The organism is Nocardiopsis sp. CNS-639 (assembly GCF_000381685.1).
GTDB lineage: Bacteria > Actinomycetota > Actinomycetes > Streptosporangiales > Streptosporangiaceae > Nocardiopsis > Nocardiopsis dassonvillei.
On sequence record NZ_KB906855.1, the window covers coordinates 318,473 to 343,507 of the forward strand.

General features: G+C 73.4%; 28 protein-coding genes. 17 read left to right on the plus strand and 11 right to left on the minus strand.

The features are described 5' to 3' along the window. Nucleotides 1-52: 52 nt before the first annotated feature. Nucleotides 53-829, plus strand: a complete 777-nt coding sequence (locus G011_RS0104040) for a putative protein N(5)-glutamine methyltransferase (protein ID WP_019607356.1) — start codon at nt 53-55, stop codon at nt 827-829. A gap of 65 nt (nt 830-894) precedes the next feature. Here the strand turns inward: G011_RS0104040 and G011_RS0104045 are convergent, their stop codons facing one another. Further along, the gene (locus G011_RS0104045; RefSeq protein WP_019607357.1) at nt 895-1,143 is read right to left on the minus strand and encodes a hypothetical protein; all 249 of its coding nucleotides are present in this window, start codon (nt 1,141-1,143) and stop codon (nt 895-897) included. Between the two features lie 250 nt (nt 1,144-1,393). Between G011_RS0104045 and G011_RS0104050 the strand changes: the two genes are divergently transcribed. After that, nucleotides 1,394-2,101, plus strand: a complete 708-nt coding sequence (locus G011_RS0104050; protein ID WP_019607358.1) for a helix-turn-helix transcriptional regulator — start codon at nt 1,394-1,396, stop codon at nt 2,099-2,101. A 131-nt stretch (nt 2,102-2,232) separates the two neighbouring features. Here the strand turns inward: G011_RS0104050 and G011_RS0104055 are convergent, their stop codons facing one another. Then, entirely contained in the window at nt 2,233-3,891 is a 1,659-nt protein-coding gene (locus tag G011_RS0104055; protein ID WP_026338002.1) for an FUSC family protein, read from the minus strand. Nucleotides 3,892-4,018: 127 nt separating this feature from the next. Between G011_RS0104055 and G011_RS0104060 the strand changes: the two genes are divergently transcribed. The 8 genes from G011_RS0104060 (at nt 4,019) to G011_RS0104095 (ending at nt 10,708) form a co-directional block, all read left to right on the plus strand. After that, the gene (locus tag G011_RS0104060; protein WP_019607360.1) at nt 4,019-4,504 is read left to right on the plus strand and encodes a MarR family winged helix-turn-helix transcriptional regulator; all 486 of its coding nucleotides are present in this window, start codon (nt 4,019-4,021) and stop codon (nt 4,502-4,504) included. 184 nt (nt 4,505-4,688) lie between these two features. Next, nucleotides 4,689-5,663, plus strand: coding sequence for a phosphotransferase family protein (locus G011_RS0104065; RefSeq protein WP_019607361.1), 975 nt, complete (start codon nt 4,689-4,691; stop codon nt 5,661-5,663). A 14-nt stretch (nt 5,664-5,677) separates the two neighbouring features. Further along, complete coding sequence (locus G011_RS0104070; RefSeq protein WP_019607362.1) at nt 5,678-6,715, plus strand: aminotransferase class V-fold PLP-dependent enzyme; 1,038 nt, start codon at nt 5,678-5,680, stop codon at nt 6,713-6,715. Between the two features lie 238 nt (nt 6,716-6,953). Beyond that, on the plus strand, nt 6,954-7,691 hold the full coding sequence (locus G011_RS0104075) for a trans-aconitate 2-methyltransferase (protein ID WP_019607363.1): 738 nt from the start codon (nt 6,954-6,956) through the stop codon (nt 7,689-7,691). A gap of 145 nt (nt 7,692-7,836) precedes the next feature. Next, nucleotides 7,837-8,226 carry an Hsp20/alpha crystallin family protein gene (locus G011_RS0104080; protein ID WP_019607364.1) on the plus strand — a complete coding sequence of 130 codons (390 nt, stop codon included), beginning with the start codon at nt 7,837-7,839 and terminating at the stop codon, nt 8,224-8,226. Nucleotides 8,227-8,398: 172 nt separating this feature from the next. Next, nucleotides 8,399-8,971: a TetR/AcrR family transcriptional regulator gene (locus G011_RS0104085; protein WP_019607365.1), complete on the plus strand. Its 573-nt coding sequence runs from the start codon at nt 8,399-8,401 to the stop codon at nt 8,969-8,971. Beyond that, the gene (locus G011_RS0104090; RefSeq protein ID WP_019607366.1) at nt 8,968-10,149 is read left to right on the plus strand and encodes an FAD-dependent oxidoreductase; all 1,182 of its coding nucleotides are present in this window, start codon (nt 8,968-8,970) and stop codon (nt 10,147-10,149) included. Before G011_RS0104085 ends, G011_RS0104090 begins: the two co-directional genes overlap by 4 nt. A 319-nt stretch (nt 10,150-10,468) precedes the next feature. Then, nucleotides 10,469-10,708, plus strand: coding sequence for a hypothetical protein (locus G011_RS0104095; protein WP_019607367.1), 240 nt, complete (start codon nt 10,469-10,471; stop codon nt 10,706-10,708). A gap of 35 nt (nt 10,709-10,743) precedes the next feature. On the opposite strand, the gene G011_RS0104100 is transcribed toward G011_RS0104095, so the two are convergent. The 5 genes from G011_RS0104100 to G011_RS0104120 form a co-directional block, all read right to left on the minus strand. Further along, nucleotides 10,744-11,637, minus strand: a complete 894-nt coding sequence (locus tag G011_RS0104100) for a transglutaminase domain-containing protein (protein ID WP_019607368.1) — start codon at nt 11,635-11,637, stop codon at nt 10,744-10,746. Nucleotides 11,638-11,642: 5 nt separating this feature from the next. Further along, nucleotides 11,643-12,485 (minus strand): MerR family transcriptional regulator, encoded by an 843-nt coding sequence (locus G011_RS0104105; RefSeq protein WP_026338003.1) that lies wholly within the window; start codon nt 12,483-12,485, stop codon nt 11,643-11,645. Between the two features lie 162 nt (nt 12,486-12,647). Beyond that, on the minus strand, nt 12,648-13,814 hold the full coding sequence (locus G011_RS0104110) for an aminotransferase class V-fold PLP-dependent enzyme (RefSeq protein ID WP_019607370.1): 1,167 nt from the start codon (nt 13,812-13,814) through the stop codon (nt 12,648-12,650). 60 nt (nt 13,815-13,874) lie between these two features. Beyond that, complete coding sequence (locus tag G011_RS0104115; RefSeq protein WP_013153006.1) at nt 13,875-14,528, minus strand: response regulator transcription factor; 654 nt, start codon at nt 14,526-14,528, stop codon at nt 13,875-13,877. Beyond that, nucleotides 14,525-15,733 (minus strand): sensor histidine kinase, encoded by a 1,209-nt coding sequence (locus tag G011_RS0104120; RefSeq protein WP_231391371.1) that lies wholly within the window; start codon nt 15,731-15,733, stop codon nt 14,525-14,527. The genes G011_RS0104115 and G011_RS0104120 overlap by 4 nt, the downstream gene beginning before the upstream one ends. Before the next feature lie 132 nt (nt 15,734-15,865). Here G011_RS0104120 and G011_RS0104125 point away from each other — a divergent pair, with 132 nt between their 5' ends. Both G011_RS0104125 and G011_RS0104130 read left to right on the plus strand, forming a co-directional pair. Continuing rightward, nucleotides 15,866-16,180 (plus strand): hypothetical protein, encoded by a 315-nt coding sequence (locus G011_RS0104125; RefSeq protein ID WP_026338004.1) that lies wholly within the window; start codon nt 15,866-15,868, stop codon nt 16,178-16,180. A 150-nt stretch (nt 16,181-16,330) separates the two neighbouring features. After that, nucleotides 16,331-17,320 carry an adenosine deaminase gene (locus tag G011_RS0104130; protein ID WP_019607373.1) on the plus strand — a complete coding sequence of 330 codons (990 nt, stop codon included), beginning with the start codon at nt 16,331-16,333 and terminating at the stop codon, nt 17,318-17,320. Nucleotides 17,321-17,392: 72 nt separating this feature from the next. On the opposite strand, the gene G011_RS0104135 is transcribed toward G011_RS0104130, so the two are convergent. Further along, on the minus strand, nt 17,393-18,379 hold the full coding sequence (locus tag G011_RS0104135) for a DUF2332 domain-containing protein (protein WP_019607374.1): 987 nt from the start codon (nt 18,377-18,379) through the stop codon (nt 17,393-17,395). Between the two features lie 255 nt (nt 18,380-18,634). On the opposite strand from G011_RS0104135, the gene G011_RS0104140 reads away from it, so the two are divergent. Both G011_RS0104140 and soxR read left to right on the plus strand, forming a co-directional pair. After that, nucleotides 18,635-19,339, plus strand: a complete 705-nt coding sequence (locus tag G011_RS0104140; RefSeq protein WP_019607375.1) for an ABC transporter ATP-binding protein/permease — start codon at nt 18,635-18,637, stop codon at nt 19,337-19,339. Nucleotides 19,340-19,343: 4 nt separating this feature from the next. Next, the gene (soxR, locus tag G011_RS0104145) at nt 19,344-19,811 is read left to right on the plus strand and encodes a redox-sensitive transcriptional activator SoxR (RefSeq protein WP_019607376.1); all 468 of its coding nucleotides are present in this window, start codon (nt 19,344-19,346) and stop codon (nt 19,809-19,811) included. Between the two features lie 52 nt (nt 19,812-19,863). On the opposite strand, the gene rnhA is transcribed toward soxR, so the two are convergent. From rnhA to G011_RS0104160, 3 genes are all read right to left on the minus strand, one after another. Then, nucleotides 19,864-20,337 carry a ribonuclease HI gene (gene rnhA, locus G011_RS0104150; protein WP_019607377.1) on the minus strand — a complete coding sequence of 158 codons (474 nt, stop codon included), beginning with the start codon at nt 20,335-20,337 and terminating at the stop codon, nt 19,864-19,866. A gap of 217 nt (nt 20,338-20,554) precedes the next feature. Then, entirely contained in the window at nt 20,555-21,214 is a 660-nt protein-coding gene (gene def, locus G011_RS0104155; RefSeq protein WP_019607378.1) for a peptide deformylase, read from the minus strand. A gap of 20 nt (nt 21,215-21,234) precedes the next feature. Next, nucleotides 21,235-21,678, minus strand: a complete 444-nt coding sequence (locus tag G011_RS0104160; RefSeq protein ID WP_013152997.1) for an SMI1/KNR4 family protein — start codon at nt 21,676-21,678, stop codon at nt 21,235-21,237. A 165-nt stretch (nt 21,679-21,843) separates the two neighbouring features. Here G011_RS0104160 and G011_RS0104165 point away from each other — a divergent pair, with 165 nt between their 5' ends. The 3 genes from G011_RS0104165 (at nt 21,844) to G011_RS0104175 (ending at nt 24,891) form a co-directional block, all read left to right on the plus strand. After that, complete coding sequence (locus G011_RS0104165) at nt 21,844-22,782, plus strand: hypothetical protein (RefSeq protein WP_019607379.1); 939 nt, start codon at nt 21,844-21,846, stop codon at nt 22,780-22,782. Nucleotides 22,783-22,957: 175 nt separating this feature from the next. Further along, on the plus strand, nt 22,958-24,292 hold the full coding sequence (locus G011_RS0104170; protein WP_019607380.1) for a sensor histidine kinase: 1,335 nt from the start codon (nt 22,958-22,960) through the stop codon (nt 24,290-24,292). Next, nucleotides 24,244-24,891 (plus strand): response regulator transcription factor, encoded by a 648-nt coding sequence (locus tag G011_RS0104175; RefSeq protein ID WP_013152994.1) that lies wholly within the window; start codon nt 24,244-24,246, stop codon nt 24,889-24,891. Before G011_RS0104170 ends, G011_RS0104175 begins: the two co-directional genes overlap by 49 nt. Nucleotides 24,892-25,035: the final 144 nt, after the last annotated feature.

Consider the following 25,035-nt stretch of genomic DNA (forward strand, 5'->3'; position numbering starts at 1 on the left):
TCACGCACCCGCGTCGTAGCCGGAGCGCCCGACAGTTCGTCGAAAGGCTCTCGTGGCATCTTCGCCATCCCCGGTCTCCCCTGCCCTCGTCGCCCGTCTGCGCGGGGCGGGCTGCGTCTTCGCCGAACAGGAGGCGGACCTGATCGCCTCCGCCGCGCGCACCCCCGGCGAACAGGATCGGATGGTCCGGCGCCGCTGCGCCGGCCTGCCCCTCGAACACGTCCTGGGCTGGGCCCTGTTCTGCGGGCTGCGCGTGCACGTGGACGAGGGCGTGTTCGTGCCCCGCCCCCGCACCGAGTTCCTGGCCCGCCAGGCCCGCGCCCTGCTCACCCCCGGCGCCGTGGCCGTGGACCTGTGCTGCGGTTCGGGGGCCCTGGGCGCGGTCCTGGCGCACACCCGCGCCGACATCACCCTGCACGCCGCCGACATCGACGCCGCCAGCGTGGCCTGCGCCCGGCGCAACCTGCCCGGGCACCGGGTGCACCAGGGCGACCTGTACGACGCCCTGCCTCCGGACCTGCGCGGCCACGTCCAGGTACTGGTCGCCAACGTGCCCTACGTCCCCACCGACCGGATCGCGCTGCTGCCCGCCGAGGCGCGCGTGCACGAGGACCGGCGGGCCCTGGACGGGGGCCCGGACGGGCTGGACCTGCTGCGCCGTGTGGCCGCCGGGGCCGGTCGGTGGCTGGCGCCGGGCGGCCGGGTGCTGGTGGAGGTGGGTCAGGAGCAGGTTCTGTCGGCGCGGGAGGCCTTCGTCCGAGGCGGTCTGGCCTGTGAGGTGGTCTCCTGCCCGGAGTGGGAGGCCACCGTGGTGACGGGCACCCGCTGACCGTCCGGACCCCGTGTACGCCGTGCCCGGGTGGACCGTCGCCGCTCCCCGTCCGGGCACGGCGGTCAGGCGTCCTGGTCGTCGGACCTCTCGGACATCCGGTCGCGTACCTGGGTCAGGGTCTGGAACAGCTTGTCCAGGTAGGGGCGGTCCCCGCTGTCGTCATGCAGGTGCAGGGCCACTCCGGGCGCCGCGTCGACCAGGGCCGGGGCCAGGAGGTCGGGGTGGTCCCGGCGCCAGAACACCTGGACGTCCTCGGCGTTGGGCTGGCTTGTGGAGAGCTTGACGGTGGTGGTGATCGAGGTGGTGCCCACGGAGTTCCTCCTGAAGGCGACGGGATCGCTGCGTTCGGGTACGGCGGTGCGCTGCCGCTCCTGAGGCTTCGTCGCGGGGCCGGGTCGGATGTGCCGCTCCCGTGGGCCCGGTGTCCATGGGCGTAACCTCTCCCCCCTTACCTACCCGCGGGTGGGGGCGCCGCCCCTCTCCCGGCCTGCCGGTTCGTGCGGACCGGCCGCGCGCCACGTTTCGGTCACCGCCGCACCGTGTACGGCGCATCCTGGAGGTATGCACGCTCCCGATGCCACCCGCCTGGCCGCCCTGGCCGCCCTGCTGGCCGACCCCACCCGCGCCGGGGTGTGCCTGGCGCTGCTGGACGGGCGCGCCTGGACCGCCGGGGAGCTGGCCCGCCACACCGGGGTGGGCGCCTCCACCGTCAGCGAGCACCTGACCCGGCTGGTCGAGGGCGGTCTGCTCGCCCAGGAACGCCAGGGCCGCCACCGCTACGTGCGCCTGGCCGACGAGGCGGTGGCGCACCTGGTGGAGGCCCTGGCCGCGCACGCCGACCCGGGCCCGGCCCACCAGCGCCCGCGCACCCTGCGCACCGTGCACGCCGACCGGGCCCTGGCGCGGGCGCGCACCTGCTACGACCACCTGGCCGGAGGGCTGGGCTGCGCCGTCACCCGGGCCATGACGGAGCGGGGCCTGCTGACCCAGGACACCGGGTTCGCGCTCACCGAGGCCGGGGTGGCCTGGTTCGCCGAGCAGCGGATACCGCTGGCGCGCGGGGGAAAGCGCCCGCTGGTGCGCTCGTGCCTGGACTGGACCGAACGCCTGCCGCACCTGGCCGGAACGGCCGGGGCGGCGCTGTGCCGCCACGCTCTGGACGCCGGGTGGTGCGCGCGCGTGGGTTCGGGGAGGGCGTTGCGGATCACCGAGCTGGGTGAGCGGGCCTGGCGTGAACTCCTGGGGGTGCGGGCCGCCGCGCTCGGCTGAGCACCGCGACCTCGTGTGGTCCCGCGTCCGCGGCACGGACCGCGGTGATCGACGGCGTTCGTCGACGGCGTTCCCGGCCCGCGCTGGCAGCCGCCGGTGGCCTCGCCCTGCCGTGGGTTCCGTCCCGCGCCTCACTCCGGAAGGGCGCCGACCGCCCGGCCGGGCAGGGCGGCTCCGTCCAGCAGGGCGCGGGCGCGGCGTTCCACGTCCTGGACCTCCCGCGCCCACGCCCCGCCCAGCCACGGTTCCCCCGCGGCCAGGGCGTGGGAGGCGCGCAGCGCCACCAGGCTGCGCGCCAGGCGCCGGCGCGCGGCCGGGTCGGCGCCCGCGCACTCCCGTGCCCGGGCGAGTTCGTGCTCGCACGCGGCCAGGGCCTGGCGCAGGTGGTCCCCGGCGCGGCGGTTGGCGACCGCCGCGCACACCAGGAGTCCGACCGCGGCGCCCAGCACGGTGGCCCACAGCCGCTCGGCCGCCAGTCCGTCCGCGCCCGGGTCGGCGTCGGCCAGGCCCGACAGGGCCAGGGTGAGGGGGGTGACGAACACGATGGCGTAGGAGTAGTTGGTGGTCACCACCAGTTCGGCCGCCATCTGGCACGCCACCACCAGCGCGATGACGCCCAGCGGGGAGTAGTCCAGGCTGAAGAGCGCGGCGGCCAGCGCCACGCCCACGACCGTGCCCGCGCCGCGTTGCAGGGTGCGGTGCCAGGTGGTGGTGACGTTGACGGCTTGGAGGACCGATCCGGCCGAGACGGCCGCCCAGTAGCCGTGTCCCATGCCCAGCGCCCAGGCCAGGGCCCCGGCCAGCAGGCAGGCCAGGACGATGCGCACCACCGACACCGGGGTGGGCGAGGGCGCGCGCAGTGCGGCGCGCAGGCGCTCGCCCGCCCCGGGCGGGGGTGTGTGGTGGCGGCGCAGGTGTGCGGCGGCCCGGGACAGGGCGGCGTGCTCGTCGGTACCGACCAGGGGTTCGACGGCGCGTTCGGTGCGCAGGCGTCGGGCCAGTTCGCTCATCTCGGCGGCGGCGCGGGCGTCGGTGAGGCGGTCTCCGGTTCCGGTGAGCAGGGTTTCGGCGCGGGCGGTGAGGATCTCCAGTGCCTGGCGGGTCGGGGTGTGGCCGGGGGAGGACAGCAGGACGTGCCAGGCGTGGTGGAGGGCGGTCTCGGCCCCGGTGCGGGCGGCGGGTGCGGGGTGGCGCAGGTGGCGGGCGAGCGCGTGCAGGGCGCGGGCGACCGCCAGGCGTTCGGGGGCGGTGGGGTGGACCAGGGTGCCGACCAGGGCCAGGGTCCAGCACAGGGCGGCCGCGGCCGCGGTGGTGGCCACCACCACCGGCAGCGCGGTCAGGGGCTGGGGGTTGTAGGCGGCCACCCCGGCGGCGAAGACGAACATCAGCCCGGCCGGGGCGCCGAACTCCAGGGCGTCGGAGAGGTACTTGGCTCCTCCGGCGACCAGGGCAACGACCGTGATGGCGGCCAGGGGGTGGGGGAGCGCGGCCGAGACCAGCGCGCCCAGGGCCACGGCCAGGGTCAGGGTCGCGCCGACCACGGCCAGGAGCCGGGCGCGGCGGGCGTAGGTGTCGTCGCGCGCGTACAGGGCGGTGAAGCAGCCCATGGCGGCGTAGGGGGCCAGGTCGATGCGCCCCGCGGCGTGCAGCGCCAGCAGGGGCAGGGCCACGCACACTCCGGCGCGCAGCGCGGTGACGGCGACGTTGCCGCGCACGGGTCTGGGTGCGAAGGCCCCGCGGGTGGTGAGGGTGCGGCGTAGCGCACCCCACAGACGATAAAAGTAATTCACAAGTAAATTATCTTAGGATGTTCTGCGGGCCGGACAAACCCCGCAGGGGGAGAGACCGCCCACTTCCGCCCGACACCCCGCCCGCCCGCACCCGGCGACCGGCCCCGCCGCACACGTGAAGGACACTATGAGCGACGCCGTCTCCCGCTTCCTCGACAGCTGGTCGCGCCTGCGCCCCGACCTGGACCTGACCAGCATGGCCGCCATGGGCCGCGTCCTTCGCCTGGCCGCCCTGATGAACAACGTCACCGAGGACGGACTCGCCGACGCCGAGGTCACACGCCCCGAGTTCGAGGTCCTGGCCGCCCTGCGCCGCTCCCCCCACGGACTGCGCCCCCGCCAGCTCACCCGCGAGACCATCTCCTCGGGCGCCGCCACCACCAAACGCCTCACCCGCCTGGAGGCCGCCGGGCTCATCACCCGCACCCCCCTCGAACGCGACCGCCGCGAGGTCCAGGTCCGCCTCACCGAACGCGGCCAGGCCCTGGCCGACACCCTCTTCGCCGGGCAGCTCGACCGCGAGGCCGACCTCCTGCGCCCCCTGACCGGCGACGAACGCGCCCAACTGGCCGACCTGCTCTCCCGCGTCCTGGCCCCCATCGACCGCGCCTGAACCCCGCGCCGACGAGGGCCGGAGGCGCGCGGCCCCACCCGCCGCCGACCGGGACGGCCCACGTCGACTGAGCCGGACCCGCGGCTCCGGCCCGCCGCGAGTGGTCGGCGCCAAAACCACGGGCGCACCCCGCCGGGGCCGTGCGAGGATGGCCGCCCACCCCACCACACCCCTCAGGAGTGCCATGAGCGCGCCCGCCGTCGACCTCGCCCGCGCCGTCCCCGACCTGCTCGGGCACCCCGGCCCCGCCCGCGCCGCCCAACGCCTGCGCGGCGGCTCCAAGAAGGGCGTCTACCGCCTGGCCCTGGACCAGACCACCGTCATCGCCTACCTGTGGCACGACAGCGAGGACTACTGGCCCGCCACCGCGCACGGCGCCGACCCGGCCGACCCCTTCTCCCACGCCTCGGGCGCCGACCTGTTCACCGCCGCCCACCGCGCCCTGACCGACCTGGGCGTGCGCGTCCCCCGCCTGTACGCCCTGGACACCAGCGGCGCCCACCACCCCGGCTGCCTAGCCGTGCTGGAGGACGTCCCCGGCCCCACCCTCGAAGAACTCCTGCACCACGACCCCCGCGCCGCACGCCCGGTCCTGGACCGCCTGGGCCGCGACCTGCGCACCATGCACGCGAGCACCGACACCGCCTTCGGCAAGGTCGCCCACCTGGACGCGGGCGGCGCCGCCGGCGCCCCCTCCTGCCACCAGCTGGTCCTGGAGCGGGCCCTGACCGACCTGGACGAGGCCGCCCACCGCGACCCGCGCATGCGCCGGGGCCGCGAACGCCTCACTGCCACCCTGCGCACCCTGGCCGCGCGCGTGGAACCCCGCCGCGAACACGCGCTCGTCCACGGCGAACTCGGTCCCGACCACGTCCTGGTCGACTCCCAGGGCGCCCCCGTCCTGATCGACATCGAGGGACTGATGTTCTTCGACGTGGAGTGGGAGCACGCCTTCCTGCGCCTGCGCTTCGGCGAGCACCACCCGCGCCTGGCCACCCGCCCCCTGGACCCGGCCCGCACCGCCCTGTACGACCTGGCCCTGCACCTGTCCCTGGTCGCCGGTCCCCTGCGCCTGCTCGACGGCGGCTACCCCGACCGCGCCCTCATGCTCGGCATCGTCGAGCACAGCCTCCACGTCGCGCTGGCCACCACCGCCTGACACACTCGGTGCCCATGGACGAGACCATCACCGACCTGTGGAGCACCGACACCGTCTGGCTCAACACCGCCCAGTACGGCATCCCGCCCCGGCCCGCCCACCAGGCCCTGGCCGACGCCGTGCGCTCCTGGCACACCGCCACCGGAAACCCCGCGGCCTGGGGGCGCGAGCTCGAACAGGCCCGCGTCAACCTGGCCGCCCTGGTGGGCGCGCCCGCCGACGACCTCACCCTGGGCGCCAGCACCGCCCAGATCGCCGGGACCATCGCCGCCAGCCTGCCCGACGGCGCCCGCGTCCTGGTTCCCGAGGGGGACTTCGCCTCGATCGTCTTCCCCTGGCAGGCCCAGGCCGACCGCGGCGTCACCGTGGAGGCCGTCCCCCTGGACCGCCTGGCCCAGGCCGTGGACGCGCGCACGCACCTGGTCGCCTTCAGCACGGTGCACTCGGCGAACGGACGCCTGGCCCCCACCGGCGACATCGTCGCGGCCGCCCGCGCCCACGGCGCCCTGGTCGTGGCCGACGCCACCCAGGCCGCCGGGTGGACGCCCCTGGACGCCACCGTCTTCGACGCCCTGATCGCCTCGGCCTACAAGTGGCTCATGGCACCGCGCGGTCTGGCCCTGGCCTACCTGTCCCCCGGCCTGCGCGCGTGGCTGCGCCCCAACAACGCCGGTCCGGCCGCCGCCCGCGACACCGCCTCGGCCATGTACGCCGCCCGGATGGACCCGGCGCCGACCGCGCGCGCCTTCGACACCTCGCCCAACTGGTTCGCGGCCGTGGCGGCCGCCGCCTCCAGCCGGGTCCTGCTGGAGGCGGGCCTGGAGAGGGTGCGCGCCCACAACACCGCCCTGACCGACCACTTCCGCGCCATGCTGGGGCAGGAGCCCGCCCACTCGGCCATCACCAGCGTCGACCTGCCCGGCGCCTCCGAGCGCCTGGCCCGCGCCGGGGTGGTGACCACCGAACGCGGGGGCCGCACCCGCCTGTCCTTCCACCTGTACAACACCCTCGACGACGCCGAGCGCGCCGCCAAGGCCCTGCTCCAGCCCTAGCGCGGGGGGCGTTCCACCGGCGCGCGCCGCTTCCAGTACGGACCCCGGCGCCCCACCGGCATGGTGGGCCCCATCGCGGTCCGCCGCTTTCCCCGACGGGCCGGGGCGCACACGCGGACAGGCGCGTGCACGCGCGTGCCACGGTGGGCGCCCCGGCCTTCCGGGACCGCATCCCGCGCCGGTCGGGGCGGGCGGGAAAGCGGTGGTCGCCCTTCGGACCCGCTGCCACACTGGCGCGATGAGCCACAACCCCTACGACTCCCCCGACGTCGCCGCCCTCTACGACGTCCTCAGCCCGTGGGGACCCGGCGACGACTTCTACCTGGACCTGGTCATGGCCGCCCCGCGCGTGCTGGACGCGGGGTGCGGCACCGGCCGTCTGCTCCACCGCGCCCGTACCCGCGGCCACACCGGACACCTGGTGGGTCTGGACCCGGCGCGGGCCATGCTGGAGGTGGCCCGCGGGCGCACCGACGCCGTCTCCTGGGTGCGCGGTGACCTGGCCGCCCACACCTGGAACGAGGAGTTCGACCTGGTCACCATGACCGGCCACGCCTTCCAGGAACTGCGCGCCGACGAGGAGACCGGCGCCGCGTTGCGGGCGATGCGCCGTGCCCTGGCCCCGGGCGGCCTGGTGGCCTTCGAGACCCGCAACCCGGCCGCGCGCGCCTGGCAGAGGTGGACCCCCGCCCACCCGCACCAGGTCACCACCGCCGACGGTGTGCGCGTGAGCGACGTCCACGACGCCGCCGCGCCCACACCCGAAGGACTGGTGACCTTCACCAGCACTACCACCCGCTCCGACTCCTCCCTCCCCTTGCGCACCGTGAGCACCCTGCGCTTCGTGGAGGCCGACCACCTGGACCTGCTGCTGGAGCGGTCCGGGCTGCGGGCCGTCGAGCGGTTCGGGAACTGGGACCGCTCACCCCTGACCGCGTCCAGCCCCGAGATCATCATCCTGACCCGAACCCGCTGACCATCCGTTCCACGCCCCAGACCCCGACGCACACGGGGCCTGGGGCGTCGTCGTGTGGAGTGCCCCACACCACCTTGACGCGCCCAAAGTCATCAATAAACTTGAGTCCATCAGCATCAAGCCGAGGTTTTTCGGGGGTTCTTCCATGCTTCTCACCCGCACCATCCCCTTCGACGTCACCGCCTCCACCGCTCCCGCCGCGCGCAACGCCGCCATGGACGCGGTGCGCACCCAGGACGCCCTCATGGTCCGGATCGACCTGCCGGGCGTGCCCGCCGACGGCATCGACCTGGAGGTGGAGGGCTCGGTGCTCACCGTCCGCGCCCAGCGCCCCGCGCGGACCGAGGAGGGCCGCGTCCTGGTCGGCGAGCGCCCCACCGGCGCCGTCACCCGCCGCCTGCGCCTGGGGCAGGACCTGGACACCGAGCACATCGAGGCCGACCACACCGACGGCGTCCTGACCCTGCGCGTCCCGGTCGCCACCAAGGCCCAGCCGCGCAAGATCCTCCTGGGCCAGGGCGGCGCCACCGCCTGACCCGGCAGGACCCACAGGGGGGTGTGAGGACCACGGGGGACCTCACACCCCCCTTTTTTCGTGCGCGCCCGTCCCCGCGGCTTGCCCCGGGGGCGGGCGCTGTGCCATTCTCGAAATTGGGCGAGTGACCAATACGTTCGCCCAAGGCGATCGACCAAGAAGCGGGACGCACATGGCACCACGCGGCGAGGACGTCAAAGGCCGCCTGCTCCGGGCAGCGGCCGAACTCATCAGCGAACGCGGCTGGTCAGCGGTCAGCACCCGCACACTCGCCGACCGCGCGGGCGTGGGCCCCGGCCTGGTCCACTACCACTTCCCCTCCCTCCAGGCCCTGCTCACCCAGGCCGCCACCCAGGCCATCACCGCCATCGTCGAGGAGGCCGTCCACCTGCTGGGCCCCACCACCACACCCCACCAGGGACTCGCGCTGATCCTGCGCGAACTGGACCGCTACCCCGGCGACGACCCCGCCTCCCACCTGGTCACCGAGACCTACCTGGCCGCCACCCGCGACCCCCACCTGCGCCAGGCCGTCACCGGCGTCCTGGACCTGATGCGCCGCCACCTGACCGACTGGCTCACCCACGCCGACGTCCCCCAACCCCGCCAGACCGCCACCGTCCTGGCCGCGACCCTGGACGGCGTCCTGCTGCACCGCGCCCTCACCCCGGACCTGACCTCCACCGAGATCGAACCCGTCCTGCGCCGCCTGCTCACCCACCACACCCCAGGAGCACACCCATGAGAGCGATCGTCTGCGGAGCCGGAATCGCCGGACTGGCCGCGGCCCACCGCCTGCACACCCACGGCTGGCAGGTCACCGTCCTCGAACAGGCCCCCGGCCCCCGCACCCAGGGCTACATGATCGACTTCTTCGGCCCCGGCTACCGGGCCGCCGAACTCATGGGCCTGCTGCCCCGCCTGCGCGAACTCGGCTACGACATCGACCACGCCACCTTCGTCGACCGCGACGGCGCCCCCCGCGCCACGCTGGGCATCCAACAGTTCTCCCACCTGGGCGTGGTCTCCCTCATGCGCCCCGACCTCGAACGCGCCCTGCGCGAAACCCTGCCCCCCGACGTGCTGGTGCGCTACGACGCGGCCCTGGACCGTGTCCAGGACCACGGCCACACCGTCGAGGTCACCCTCACAGACGGCCACACCCTGACCGGCGACCTGCTCGTGGGCGCCGACGGCATCCACTCCACCGTGCGCGCCCAGGTCTTCGGCTCCGCGACCGACCACCTGCGCTACCTGGGCTTCCACACCGCCGCCTTCGTCTTCACCGACCCCGACATCCACGCCCGGATCGACGGCGGCTTCTACCTCACCGACACCACCGGCGCCCAGATGGGCCTGTACGGGCTGCGCGACGGCCGCGTGGCCGCCTTCACCGTGCACCGCAGCCCCACCCCCGACCGGCCCGCCGACCCGCGCGCCGAACTGCGCCGCACCCACGCCGACCTGGGCTGGCTGGTGCCCCGCGCCCTCCAGCACTGCCCCGACCCCGAACACGTCTACTACGACCAGGTCTCCCAGAGCGTGGTGCCCCACTGGAGCCGGGGACGCACCGTCCTGCTCGGCGACGCCTGCGGCGCGGTCTCCCTGCTCGCGGGCCAGGGCGCCTCCCTGGCGGTGGGCGGCGCGTTCGTCCTGGCCGAACACCTGGCCTCGGCCCCCACCGTCGAGGAGGGGCTGAGCCGCTACGAGCACCAGTGGCGCCCCGAGGTCGAACAGCGCCAGCGCGCCGCCCGCCGCACCGCTCGCTGGTTCCTGCCCCCCACCCGCGCCCAACTGCTCCTGCGCCGCCTGGCCCTGCGCCTGACCGGCCTGCCCGGGGTGAGCCGCCTGCTGGCGGGGGCGCTCACCGGCAAACCCACCCCCGCCGTACGCGAGCACACCCCCGTGACCGCCCACGGCTGAAACACCCCCCGTGGCACGCGTTCGCCCGTGTCCACCGCGGCCCCTGACGCGGCGACGGACCCCGCCCCCGGCCGGGGAGAACCGCGGCCAGCCCGAAGCGACCGGCAGGACCCGCCGCACCGACGACGAGGGCCGCGATCACACGAACCGCCGGGGCCGCCCCGGCACCCTCCTGTCCGAGAGGAACGTGAAGCCGCGCCGTGCGGCCGCACCGGTCGGCCACGACCCCGCCACCAGGCCCAGGGGCCGGCGCCAGGCCCAGGGGCCGGCGCCAGGGCCGCGCGGCACGGACCGGACTCCGACGGGAGGGACCACGACCGTGAAGCCGAACGACCCCCGCTGTTCCCTGTGCGGGCGCCAGTACGACGCCGAGTTCATGACGGGGCTGCCCTGTCGTGTGTTCAGCCGTGAGGACGTCGTGACCCCGGGCTGCCCGGCCCAACAGCACATGATCGCGGACATGGAGGCCACCGCACCCCGAGCCACCACCCCCGCGGCCGGGGGATGCCTCATGCTCGTCCTGGCACTGCCGACCCTGCTGATCCTCCTGCCGGTGTGAACCGCGCCGCCCCCGCCCCGGCGGCCCGCACCCGCTCACCCGGGCTCGACCACCCGCCGCTCCAGGTCCACCCACCCCACGAACCCCGACGGCGACGCGCACAGCACCCGCCCTCCCGGGTTCAACCGCCCCCCAGGGGCGTACCGGCACGCCAACTCCCGCTCGGCGGCCCCGTCCCCGCCGTCCGCGGCCACCAGCAATCGCGCCACCTCATCGAACACCCCGTCGTCCTCAGCCTCCATGGCCTCCCAGGTGTCCCACAGCAGCACCTCCTCGCCCTGGCGGTGCGCCAACTCCAACAGCACGTAGGCACGCACGAACCCCGCACCCCGCCACGGCAGGTCCGGGTGCACCCCGTAGCGGTCGGCGTCCACCTCCCCCGCCCGGTGGGCCAGCCACACCTGCGCCGCGCTGGCGAAGACCGCGCCCCGCGCGGCGGGCGCGCGCGGAAGGTCCAGGACATCCACCGGCCACGAACCCGCCGGGTCCAGCTGGGTGTCCGCCCACACCCACCGACCGCCGTCCCAGTACTCGCTCACCACGTGGTCGGTCCCGAACCCCTCGTTCAGGTAGGAGGCGAACCCCACCCGGGTGCGCGCCGCCACCCCCCGCTCCCGCAGCGCCGCCACCGTCACCAGCGCGAAGTCACGACAGCACCCCACCAACGGCCGAGCCCGGGGCCGCGTCCAGGGGCCCGGGCAGCGGGCCTGGTCGGTGGCCAGCATCGCCTCCACCCACCGGTGGTCGATCTCGGCCAACCGCGCCCCGGTGAACTCCTGCCCGCCGCCGCGGTAGTGGGTCACCACCCCGCGCAGCACCCGACCCAGCCCCGCCACGTCCCCCGGCAGGCCCGCCAGCACGCCGGCGTGCCGGCCCGGGTCGCTGTAGGGGGTGTGCGCCGCCCACCGGTCCACGTCCACCGCGCTCATCCGCGTCACCCCTCCCTCATGGGCCGCGCCACCAGCGCGAACACCGCGTCCTGGTCCACCTCGTCCCAGGAGGCCTCATACACCTCACGCAGCGGCCCCGCCGCGTGCGCGCCGCGCTGGAGCATCCACCGCTCCACCGCCCGGTAGGCGCCCATGATCCGCGGATAGAAGCAGTCGCCGCGCCTGACCTCGCACACCGCGCGCACGTGGGCGGCCTCCACCCGGATCACCGTCTCCCCCTCGGGTTCGGCGTGCCCGGTGAAGGGCACCGCCACCTCGATCGGCGCGGGACCGTCCGGGGTCACCGCACCGTGGTAGACAACCCAGAACCCGGGGCCGGGGCGCGCGCCCTGCCCCACCAGCAGGCGGCGCAGCGCCTGCGCCCGCCCGTGCAGGGTCGCCACCAGGTTCTGCTGGTCGGTGCGGGCCCGGACCGCCGCCACCTTGGCCGCCGCCACGCGTTCACCACGCACCCGCCACACCGGCTCCGGGGCCCGCTCGGCCGCCCCGCCCCAGGACAGGCGCAGCTCGGCCAGGGCCGCGCGCCGCGAACGCAGCGCCTCCTCCTGGGCCCGCCACCACGCCTCGGCACGCTCCAGGGCCTGCCCGCCCTCCTGGGCCATCACCTCGGCCACCACCGCCAGGGGCATGTCCATCTGACGCAGCAGGCGGATGCTCCGGGCCCGCTCCACCTGGGCGGCGAGGTAGACGCGGTGCCCGCCCGCACCCACCCGGTGGGGGACCAGCAGACGCGAGCGCTCGTACAACCGCAACGCCTTGGGGGAGAGCCCGCTCGCACGGGCGAACTCCCCCCGGGAAAGCCCCTCGCGGGGCGGTGGGGTGCTCATGGACGCGAGTGTGGCCCCTGCCCCAAGGGCACCGTCAACACCCACCGCGTCCCGAGCGCCCGGCGCCCACGACCGGACCATCCGCCACCCGGCCCGCCACACCGACCCGCGCGCGGCGAAGACCGCGGCCCCGGACGCGGTCGGCACGCGACCCCGGCGCGCCTACAACCCCTTGACCGCGTCCGCCAACGCCTCCACCTCGGCCTCGGTGTTGAAGTAGTGCACCGAGGCACGCACCGCCTCGTCCACCCCCACACCGGGCTCCCACACCTGGTTCCACAACCGCGACACGCTCACCCGCACCCCGGCCTCCCCCAACGCCGCACGCACCCCCTCGGCCGCCACACCCTCCACCGCGAACGTCACGATCCCCGACCGCACCCTCCCCCGGTCCAGCACCCGCACCCCCGCCAGACGCCCCAACCGGTCCCGGGCCTGCTCGGCCAGCGCCCCCACCCGATCCCGGATCGGCTCCATCCCCACCGCCAACGCGTAGTCCACGGCCACACCCAACCCGATCTGACCGGCCACGCTGCGCTCGAAACTCTCCAACCGGCGCGCGTCCTCACGCACCCGGTACCCGCGCCCCTCCCAGTGCGCCGACGTCACGTCCACCACCGGAGGCTCCCCCAGATCCGCCCCCGACCGCACGTACACGAACCCCGTCCCCCGCGGCCCGCGCAGGAACTTGCGCCCCGTCACCGCCAACACGTCACACCCCAGCCGCTCCACGTCCAGATCCCACTGGCCCGCCGACTGGCACGCGTCCAACACGAACAACACCCCGAACCTGCGGCACAGCGCCCCGATCCGCTCGGCCGGGTTGACCAGCCCGTTGTGCGTGGGCATGTGGTTGATCGCCACCACCCGCACCCCGCCCCGCGCCAACTCCCGCTCCAGCGCCCCCACGTCCATCACCCCGTCGGCGTCGTCGGGCACCACCTGCACCCGCACACCCCGCTCACGGGCCGCCTTGACCATCCCCAACGCGTTACTGGGGTACTCACTGGCCGTGGTCAGCACCCGGTCCCCCTCGGCGAAGACCACCGACCCGAACGCCAACTCCCACGCCCGCGTCGCACTCTCGGTGAACGCGATCTCCTGCGGGCGCGCACCCACCAACCGCGCCACGGCGGTGTAGAACCCCTCCACCCGCGCCTGCGCCAGCTCGGCCGCCGCGTAACCCCCCACCCGCGCCTCCAGACGCAGGTGATCCACCACCGCCTCCACCACCACATCCGGCGGCAAAGACGACCCCGCGTTGTCCAGATGCGCCGCCTGCCCAACCCCAGAGGTGTCCGCCCGCACCGCAGCCACATCCACGCCCATCCAGCCCGCCCCTCCCACGCACCCCACACCGTCGCCGCCGAACCTACCCGGCCAACCCCTTCAGCGCACCAGCCCGGCCCGAAAAGCGAACACCACCAGCTGCGCCCGGTCCCGCGCCCCGAGCTTGACCATCGCCCGGCTCACGTGCGTGCGCGCCGTCGCCGGGGAGACCACCAACCGGGCCGCGATCTCCTCGTTGCTCAACCCCTCACCCACCAGCCCCACCACCTCACGCTCCCGCTCGGTCAACACCTCCAACCGCGGCACCCGACCCCCGCCCGGCTCACGCGAGACGAACGCCGCCACCACCCGCCGCGTCACCGACGGCGACAACAACGCCTCACCCCGCGCCGCCGCACGCACCGCAGCCAACATCTCCTGCGGGTCGCTGTCCTTGATCAAGAACCCCGACGCCCCCGCACGCAACGCCTCGAACACGTACTCGTCCAGTTCGAACGTCGTCAACACCACCACCCGGGTGTGCGCCAACGCCTCCTCACCCGCGATCCGCCGCAGCGCCTCCAACCCGTCCACCACCGGCATCCGCACGTCCATCAACACCACATCCGGACGCAGCCGACGCACCAGCTCCACCGCCTGCCCACCATCACCGGCCTCACCCACCAACTCCAGGTCCGCCTCCCCCTCCAGCAGCACCCGCAACCCCATCCGCACCAGCGCCTGGTCATCGGCCACCACCACCCGCACGCTCACCGCTCACCCCCCAACGGCAAAAACGCCCCCACCACGAACCCGCCGCCCTCACCGGCCCCCACCGTCACCGACCCGCCCACAGCCCGCGCGCGCTCACGCATCCCCGCGATCCCCGACCCCTCACGCACCGGCCCCACCACACCCACTCCCTCATCGCTCACCCACACCCGCACCTCCTGCTCCCCGTACACCACCCGCACCCGCGCCGACGCGCCCTCACCGCCATGGCGCACCACGTTCGTCAACGCCTCCTGCACGATCCGAAACGCCGCGTGGTCCACCGCCGCGGGCACCCGCACCGCCTCCCCCTCCCACACCACCTCCACCCGGCGTCCCGCCCCGCGCAACTCCCCCACCAACGCCTCCACACGCCCCAACCCCGGCAACGGACCCCGACCCGCCACCTCGGCCCCGCCCCGAAACACCGCCAGCGTGCCCCGCAACTCCTCCAGGGCCGACCGGCTGCTGTCCCGGATCGCCGCCAGCGCCACCGACGCCTGCTCGGGCCGACGATCCACCACGTGCAGGGCCACCGACGCCTGCATGCTGATCACCGACAGACTGTGCCCCACCAGATCGTGCACCTCCCGGGCGATACGCAACCGCTCCTCGTAGCGGTGACGGTCCACCTCCTCCTGGCGCTCGCGCCGACGCGCCTCACGCCGCGCACGCACGAACACCCCACCGCCCGCGGGAAAGGCCATCACCCCCACCGCGAACACCACCCCCACCAGCGCGCCCCCGTCAACCAACCCCCACCAGGGCTCACGCACCCGCGAGAGCAACCCCACCCCCACCACCAACGGCGCCGTCCACGCCAAGAACACCCCCGCGCCCAGCCGGATCGCGGCCGAGAACACCACCAGCGCGGGCAACACCAGCACCGGACCCACCGGGTGACCCGCCCCCACGAACACCGCCGCACCCACCGCGGCCACCACCAACGCCGCCACCGGCCACACACGACGCACCGCCACCGCGCACACCAACACCCCCACACCCACCCACACCGACCAGGGCACCACCACCGCACCCCAGTCCACGTCCCACCCCGGGGGAGGCCCGCCCCGCCAGGGACCGTGCCCGCCCCCGCCGCGCCGCTGCCACACCGCCTGGCCGCGCACGAACCCCACCGCCACCGCGCCCAACACCACACCCAGCGCCAGGTCCACGACCACCCGGCGCACCCGCCTGTCACCACTCACACCACGACCCTAGGCCGCCCGCCCCCACCTGTCGTGGCACCACAGGCGTAGGCGCCCTACGCACCCGGGCGCAGCACAGGTGCCGCCCGCGGGGGGATGACCGCGACCCCCCGCCCCGCGGACAGTGAACCCATGAACACCATCACCGCAGCGACCGCCCTGGCCGCCCACCCCCACTGGGGGCAGGGACCGCCCGCCTTCGTCTTTCCCGGAGCCCTGATGTTCCTTCTGCTCACCCTCCTCCTGCTCGGCGCACTGGCCTTCGCCCTGGCCCGACGCGGCCACCGACCGCCCTGGGCGCCGCGCCCCGCCTCACCCGAGGAGGAGGCCCGCCGCACCCTGGCCGACCGCTTCGCCCGCGGCGACCTGACCGTGGAGGAGTTCATGGAACGCGCCAGCGCCCTGAACTGGACCCCCGGCCACAACGACCGCCCCGGCCGCAGGTAACCCCGCACGCCCACCCGGCCCGGCCGCGCACCCCGCACGGCCGGGCCCTCACATGTGCTCCACAACCCACACCGATCCGGCCGGGGCACCCCCACCCATCAGCCACAATGGCCAACACACAACCCCGACCGCGAAGGCACGAGCACCACCATGCCCATCCCCAAGGCCGAACTCCACGTCCACATCGAAGGCACCCTGGAACCCGAACTGGCCTTCGCCCTGGCCCGACGCAACGGCCTGACCCCGCCCCACCCCGACGTCGACTCCCTGCGCCGCGCCTACTCCTTCACCGACCTGCAGTCCTTCCTGGACCTGTACTACGCCCTCATGGACGTCCTGCGCACCGAGGCCGACTTCACCGACCTGGCCACCGCCTACCTCGACCGCGCCGCCGCCCAGGGCGTACGCCACGCCGAGATCTTCTTCGACCCCCAGGCCCACACCGGCCGCGGCATCAGCCTGGACACGGTCGTCAACGGCCTCATGGCCGCCCTGAACACCAGCGAACACACCCACAACATCAGCACCAGCCTGATCCTGTGCTTCCTGCGCGACCGCCCCGCCGCCGAAGCCCTGGACACCCTCCACCAGGCCCGCCCCCACCTGGAACACATCGGCGCCGTCGGCCTGGACTCGGCCGAGGTCGGCCACCCGCCCGAGAAGTTCACCGAGGTCTTCGCCGCCGCACGCGACCTGGGCCTGCGCCGCGTCGCCCACGCCGGGGAGGAGGGCCCCGCCTCCTACATCTGGCAGGCCCTCAACCTCCTGGGCGCCGAACGCATCGACCACGGCATCCGCTGCCTGGAGGACACCGACCTGGTCACCCACCTGGCCGCCACCCAGACCCCGCTGACCGTGTGCCCGCTGTCCAACGTGCGCCTGCGCGCCGTGCCCGACCTGGCCCAGCACCCCCTGCCCGCCCTGATGGAGGCCGGACTGCTGGTGACCGTCAACTCCGACGACCCCTCCTACTTCGGCGGCTACGTCCACGACAACTACCAGGCCCTGCACACCCACCTGGGCCTGGGCGCCGAGCAGCTGCGCCAACTGGCCCGCAACTCCTTCACCGCCTCCTTCCTCACCCCCCAGCGCAAGGCCCAGCTCATCGCCGAGGTCGACGCCCACCCCCACCCCTGGTAACCACCGCGGCCCCGCCCCCGGACTCCCGGGGGCGGGGCCACCCGCCAGCACTCCTCCGCCCGCACCGCCGCCTCAACCCGCCCAGGTCAACCGCTGCCCGTGCTCACCGGCGAAGGCCACCACACGCCCGTCCAACGCCAACGCGAAATCGGTGCCCACCGGCGGACGCGGACCCTCCAACGCGGGCAGCACCGACGCACCCTCGTTCGACACCCAGTGCCCCTCCACCCCCCGCACGGCCTCCACGAACGCATCCCGCGACGCCTCGTCCAGATAGGCCAGCACCGCGCTGTGCATCACCACCAACCGCGCCCCCGCGGGCACCCGCGCCGCCACCGCCTCCAACTCCCGCACCAGGTCACCGGCCACCAACAGGGGCGGCTCGGCCGCCACCACCCGCGCCGCCGCCCGCAACCGCTCCCGCCGCTCGGCCTCATACGGCCCCGGCCAGATCAGCGCCTCCAACCACCGCACGTCCTCCTCGCGGCGCACGTCCAACGGGTTCAGATCGATCCCCGCCCGCCACACCACCCGCGGCATCCGCCCGGGCACCGGAACCGGACCCGAGGTCGCACACTCAAGCAGCACCGGGCTGCGGGCCGGACCGATCGGCGCCCCGCCGTCGAAGGAGTAGCGGTACCGGTCCGGGTACAGGCACAACCCCGCCGACGCCCCCACCTCCACCAGCGCCAACGGCCCCTCCAGACCGGCCAGCACAGGAAGCAGGGTGGCGCACCGGCGCACCTCGTTGGTCTGGGTGTAGCGCTCCAGCACCACCGCCCGCACCTGCTCCCAGTGCTCCAGGAGCCAGGCCCGAAAATCCGCCCACTCCCCCACCGGCCCGCCCAGGAACCGCACCGCACCCAGCAACAGGTTGGGCTGGCGCTTGTTGCCCGCGGGCAGGGAGGCGACCAACCCCAACACGTGTTCGTCCCCGGCCAGGCCCCGGGCGATACGCGCGTACGCCGGAGCCGCACCCTGGGCGTAGCCGTCCGCGAAACCCCGGTACTGCCTCACGATGCCGTCCACGGACGCGTCCACAGCGGCGACATGCTCCACGGCCGCACTCCTTCACCTCGGGGGAACAGATGCGGTGTTCCTACCCCGCCCCCGCACCCGCCGCCCCGTGACCGCGCTCACCCACACGCCGAAGACAGCCCTCACACCCCCGCCCTTCCTGCCACCACCGGGAACCAACCAGCCCCACCAGCCGTTCCACCCAGCGAGACCAAGGACACGAACAGATCACGAGAACTCTCACCCGCGCAGGCCAATCCCAGGCTGGTGACGACCACACCACACGAACGGACACCCGTGAGGATCTCCCACCGAGGCAAGCTCAGCCGCACCACCCACCCCAGCACCACCCCCCTGCCACCCCTGGTGGAGTTCCACGACGTGTCCCTCACCCACAACCGCACCCGCCACCTGGACCACCTCGACCTGACCCTGCACCCCGGCGAACACGTGGCCCTGGTGGGCCTGACCCACGAGGCCACCACCGCGCTGACCCGCCTGCTCACCGGCCAGACCACCCCCACCCACGGACGCCTGGCCACCCACACCCGCGCCCACATCCTCACCCCCCACCCCACCCTGGCCCACACCATCACCGGCCAGAGCACCCCCGAAACCGACGACCCCCACCTGGCCCACGCCCTGGCCCACACCCGCCTGGAACCGCACCGCCTGCACACACCCCTGGACGCCCTGCCCCCCGCCCTGCTCCCCCGCGTCCACCAGGCCCGCGCCCTCTACGCCCAACGCACCAACACCCGCCTGCTCGTACTCACCGACCCGCCCGCCCACAACCACCCACCCGCCACCCCCGACACCGGCCTGCTCACCCTCACCCGCCAACCCACCCTGGCCCGCACCGCCGACCGCATCCTGCTCCTGTACAAGGGACGCGTCACCGAAACCGGCACCCACCACCAACTCCTGGTCCGCGGCGGCGCCTACGCACGCCTGTACGCCCTCACCGGCACCCACCGCACCACTGGCCACGCCCTAGGATGAGCACGTGGCACCCATCGTCAAGGAACTCACCGTCGGCCAGGTCGCCGAACGCGCCGGAGTCGCCGTCTCCGCCCTGCACTTCTACGAACGCCAGGGCCTGATCCACAGCCGCCGCACCGCCGGCAACCAGCGCCGCTACCGCCGCGACACCCTGCGCCGGGTCTCCTTCATCCGCATCTCCCAACGCGTGGGCATGCCCCTGGCACGCATCCGCCAGGCCCTGGACACCCTGCCCGGCGACCGCACCCCCACCCGTGACGACTGGGCCCGCCTGTCCCAGCAGTGGCGCACCGAACTCGACGCCCGCATAAGCCAACTCATCCGCCTGCGCGACGACCTGACCAACTGCATCGGCTGCGGCTGCCTGTCCCTGGACACCTGCACCCTGTCCAACCCCGACGACGCCCTGGCCTCCGCCGGCCCCGGCCCGCGCCGCCTGATGGTCAACGCCCTGGCACGCGAAACGGGCTGAACACACGACACAGGCGGCGAACACCCGGTGTCCGCCGCCTGCCGTACCGCCCCTACACCCCGGCGGCCTCGTCGCGTCCGCGCCGCGCCAACGCGTCAGCGCGCTCGTTGCCCTCGTCCCCGCTGTGCCCGCGCACCCAGCGCCACTCCACCTCATAGCGCGAGGCGACCTCGTCCAGGCGCTGCCACAGGTCCACGTTCTTGACCGGTTTCTTGTCGGCCGTGCGCCAGCCCCGCCGCTTCCACCCGTGCAGCCACGAGGTGATCCCGTTGCGCACGTAGGAGGAGTCGGTGTGCACCAGCACCGGCAGCGGCTGGCGCAGGCTCTCCAGCGCCCGGATCGCCGCCATCAGCTCCATCCGGTTGTTGGTGGTCTGCGCCTCACCCCCGTACAGCTCCTTCTCGTGGCCGCCGTAGCGCAGCCACACCCCCCACCCGCCCGGACCGGGGTTGCCGCTGCACGCCCCGTCGGTGTAGATGACCACCCGCTGCGTCGGCTCCTGGCCGACCTCGTCCCCGTTACGCATGCCGGGCAATCTACCGCCCCCCACGGTCACGAAAAGGCCACAACCCCCGCCAACGGGGCCACAAAAGGAGCCAATCGCCCCCAATGGAGCCCCCACACCCGCCACTTCGGCCCGTCAACCCAGCCAAAGGACCCCCCACAGCCACCCCAACCAACCACCCCGCCCCACAAAAAAAGGGGGCGTTCCGCACCCGGAACACCCCCGCACACAGCCCCGCTCAGCCAGCCAGCTCCCGCGCCAGCTCCTCGGCCCGCTCCTCACGACGCGCGAACACGTCGTTGGCCATCTCGTTCATCTTCTTCAACACCCGCTTGCGCTCACGCGCACTCAACCGGTCCACGTACAACCGCCCCAGCGTGTGATCGGTCTCGTGCTGCAAACACCGGGCGAAGTACCCGCTACCGCTGACGACCACGGGATTGCCGTCCCGGTCCACCCCCCGCACCGTGGCGTGCTCGGCCCGCCCCAGATCCGCGTGCGGCCCCGGAACCGACAAACACCCCTCCGACTCCACCACCACCGCGTCATCGGGGTCACGCTCGTCCAACACCGGGTTGACCACATGCCCCACATGACGCACACCGTCATCATCAGGGCAGTCATAGACGAACACCCGCAGGTCCACACCCACCTGGCTGCCCGCCAACCCCACACCCTCGGCCGCGTACATCGTCACGAACATGTCGTCGATGAGCCCGGCCAACTCCGCCGAACCCCACATCTGCGGCGCCACATCCACACCACGCCGGTGCAGCACCTCCTCACCCGTCACGGTGATCCGCCGCACCCGGCCGCGCGCCGCCTCCGGAGCCCACGCGGGAAAATCCGCGACCTCCCGGCCCTGAACGACGACGCCAACCCCGCCATGCTCCGACATGGTCCTACTCTCACCACACTTCAACGAAACCAGGAGTTGCCCTGGATCAGACACCGCGCCAGGTAGTCGCGCAACGACACCACCACCAGGCGTCGCCGGTCACTCTCATGGTCCCACACCACGATCCCCGGACCGTAGTCGGTGTGCACGTAGGCGAACTGCGGCCCCATGTCGGAATCACCGAAGAAGATCATCTCGTCGAAGGGCGCGTACAGCTCCAGATAGTCCGGCTCCCGGCGCATCGCCAGGTTGTCCTCCACCAAACGCCGCGCACTCCACACCACCGCGTCCCCGTACTCGTTGGTCACCCCATCGGTCTCACGCAGCAACGAGGCCAGCTCGAAGGGCAGGGGCAGCATCAAGTGCTTCTCCACCTCGGCCAGGGTCACCTCATCGGCCGGATCGCTCAGATCGGCCTCGGGATACATCTCCAGGATCAGTTCACGCCACACACTCCTGATCATCACAGGTCGTGGCAACCCACGGGAAATCGTCGGCGGCGAGTTGCGCCAAAAACCCGAACCCGCACCCGCCGCACCGCCCCAAACACCGAACACGCCACCCATATCACGATGCGTGCACAACCGATCACTATCCCACACAATGACCCCATGGCTTCCACCGCACGCATGCTCGCCACCACCGCGCTCGCCGCCGCCCTGACCGCCCTGGGCGCACCGGCCCACGCCACCACCGCGACCACCGCCGCCTACCCCGGCCACACCACCAGCCGCTACGTCCCCCTCACCGACGCCACCTCCACCCAGGCCCACGACGCCGGATGCACCGAAGGACGCACCGGCGCCACCGGCCCGCGCATCCTCTTCTTCGGCACCCAGGAAAAGGACGACACCCTCCGAGAACCCGGCAGGGCGGGAAACTCCACCACACCCCGCTCCGCCTACAGCAAGGCCGCCGCCTACGCCCACCACTGGGCCCAGGGCTTCACCGAGTGCCGCACCGACCAGGCCACCGCCCACCTGGCCCTGGGCGTCAACAACAAGGACGACGGCGGCATCACCGGCACCCACGCCGGACAGCGCTGGGCCGACCTGGTCACCACCGTCAAGGACGCCTCCACCACCGAGGCCGTCACCATCACCGCCGCCCTGGACGCCGAACCCTCCTGGTCCACCCCCGCCTGGGCCCGCGACTGGCTCGCCGCCTACACCCAGGCCACCACCACACCGCTCTACGCCGCCAACTCCGCCGACTCCTGCCCCACCACCGGCTCGGGCGACTGCGCCAACGGCTGGCGCCTGGCCGACGTCCACCACATGGCCGGCGGAGGCAACCCCCGCGTCCACGTCATCCCCCAGATCTACCGCACCGACGGCATCCAGGCCGACCAGTGGGCCAACATCAGCCGCTGGGGCCACACCAACGCCAACGACCCCCTGCGCTTCGCCGGAGCCATGTCCCAGTACACCGCCTGCCAACAGCGCACCTGCAACAACACCGACAACACCCCCCAGCAGTCCTGGGACCAACTCAAGAAGGCCCTGGACGCCCACAGCAGCACCCGCGTCAGCGACCTGGGCCCCGCCACCGACATGCGCTGGCCCTGACAGACCCCCACACCCGCCAGGAGGGCCCCCGCGCACCGCGGAGGCCCTCCCTCACGCGTGCCCCCACCCCACGCCACCACACCCGACAGGGGAGCCCTCACCACCGCACCCACACCCACGAACAGGACACAATAGACACCAGCACACGCACACGCAGGAACGGAAGAGACCACCCATGGCCACCGCACCCCACCACCGCGCAGGCCGCCTCACCACCCTGGCCTACCTCTTCCTCCTGCTCTCCCAAAACATCGCCGCCCTCCTCCTGCTCCCCCTCGTCCTACTCTCGGCCGTACTCACCCTCACCTGGGTCGGCCTCCCCTTCGTCATCCTCACCGCCCTCCTCCTACGCACCCTCGCCGACAGCCAACGCCGCACCCTCAGCCACCTACTCATCAAGAACAGCAAACCCCCCCGAGGCCGCACCGCCACCCCAGGCCTACCCACCCCCGCCACCCGCCCCCTACGCCGCCCCATCGTCTCCGCCTACCGCCCCATCCCCCCCACCGGCATCACCCGCCGCGGCACCGCCATCATCACCGACCCCGCCACCTGGAGAGACCTGCTCTGGCTCATCTCCGGAGCCGCCAGCTTCCTCCTCGTCGCCATCCCCCTCACCCTCATCGCCCACGGCATCGAACAACTCCTCTTCGCCCTCAACCTCACCGGCCCCACCCTCTACGACACCTACACCCCCACCACCACCCTCAACCAACTCATCATCCTCATCCCCGCCCTGGCCCTCATCACCCTGGGCTGGCTCCTCATCCCCCTGGCCGCCGACACCTACCTACGCTTCAACCGCCTCCTGCTCTCCCCCTCCGAAAAAACCCGACTCACCGCCCGCGTCGCCCACCTGGCCACCAGCCGCGCCCACACCATCGACACCCAGGCCTCCGAGATCCGCCGCATCGAACGCGACCTCCACGACGGCGCCCAAGCCCGCCTCGTCGCCCTGGGCATGAACCTGGGCATGGCCGAACAGATCGTCGACAAAGACCCCGAAACCGCCCGCGCCATGCTCACCGAAGCCCGCGAAACCACCCGCCACGCCCTCACCGAACTCCGCGACCTCGTCCGCGGCATCCACCCACCCGTCCTCGTCGAACGCGGCCTCGACGGCGCCGTCCACGCCCTCGCCCTCACCCACCACCTGCCCATCACCGTCACCATCGACCTCCGCGGCCGCCCCGCCGACCCCGTGGAGTCCGCCGCCTACTTCGCCATCGCCGAACTCCTCACCAACACCGCCAAACACGCCCACGCCACCCACGCCTGGATCCACATCAACCACGGCCGCAACCGCCTGGTCATCACCGTCACCGACAACGGCACCGGCGGCGCAGACCCCGCCCCCGGCAGCGGACTGGCCGGCATCCGCAGACGCCTGGACGCCTTTGATGGCACGATGAACATCACCAGCCCACCGGGCGGCCCCACCATCGTGACCCTGGAGATCCCGTGCGTGTTGTCATCGCCGAAGACCTTGCCCTCCTCAGAGACGGCCTGATCCGCCTCCTCCAGGCACACGACTTCACCGTCGTCGCCGCCGTCGACAACGGCCCCGACCTGCACACCGCCCTCACCGAACACAAACCCGACGTCGCCGTCGTCGACGTCCGCCTACCCCCCACCTTCACCGACGAAGGCCTCCAAGCCGCCATCGCCGCCCGCACCCAGATCCCCGGCCTGCCCATCCTCGTGCTCTCCCAGCACGTCGAACAGCTCTACGCCCGCGAACTGCTCTCCGACGACACCGGCGGCGTCGGCTACCTCCTCAAGGACCGCGTCTTCGACATCGGCCAGTTCATCGAAGCCGTCCGCCGCGTCGCCGACGGCGGCACCGCCATGGACCCCGCCGTCATCTCCCAACTCCTCGCCCGCCAGGACCAGAGCGGCCCCCTCGCCCAACTCACCCCCCGCGAACGCGAGGTCCTGTCCGAAATGGCCGAAGGACGCTCCAACTCCGCCATCGCCGCACGCCTCTACATCACCGAAAAAGCCGTCAGCAAGCACATCAACAACATCTTCACCAAACTCGACCTGCCGCCCTCCTCCGACGACAGCCGCCGCGTCCTGGCCGTCCTGGCCTTCCTCAACGGCCAGTAACCACCCGCCGGTCACACCCCTTCGGCGCACAACACCCGCCCGGCCGGACCACGCGTGTGCACCCACAGCGCCCAACACCGGACACCGCACCACCAGCACGGCGGCCACCGCACCCGACCCCCGGCCCAGGCACTCCACGCACAC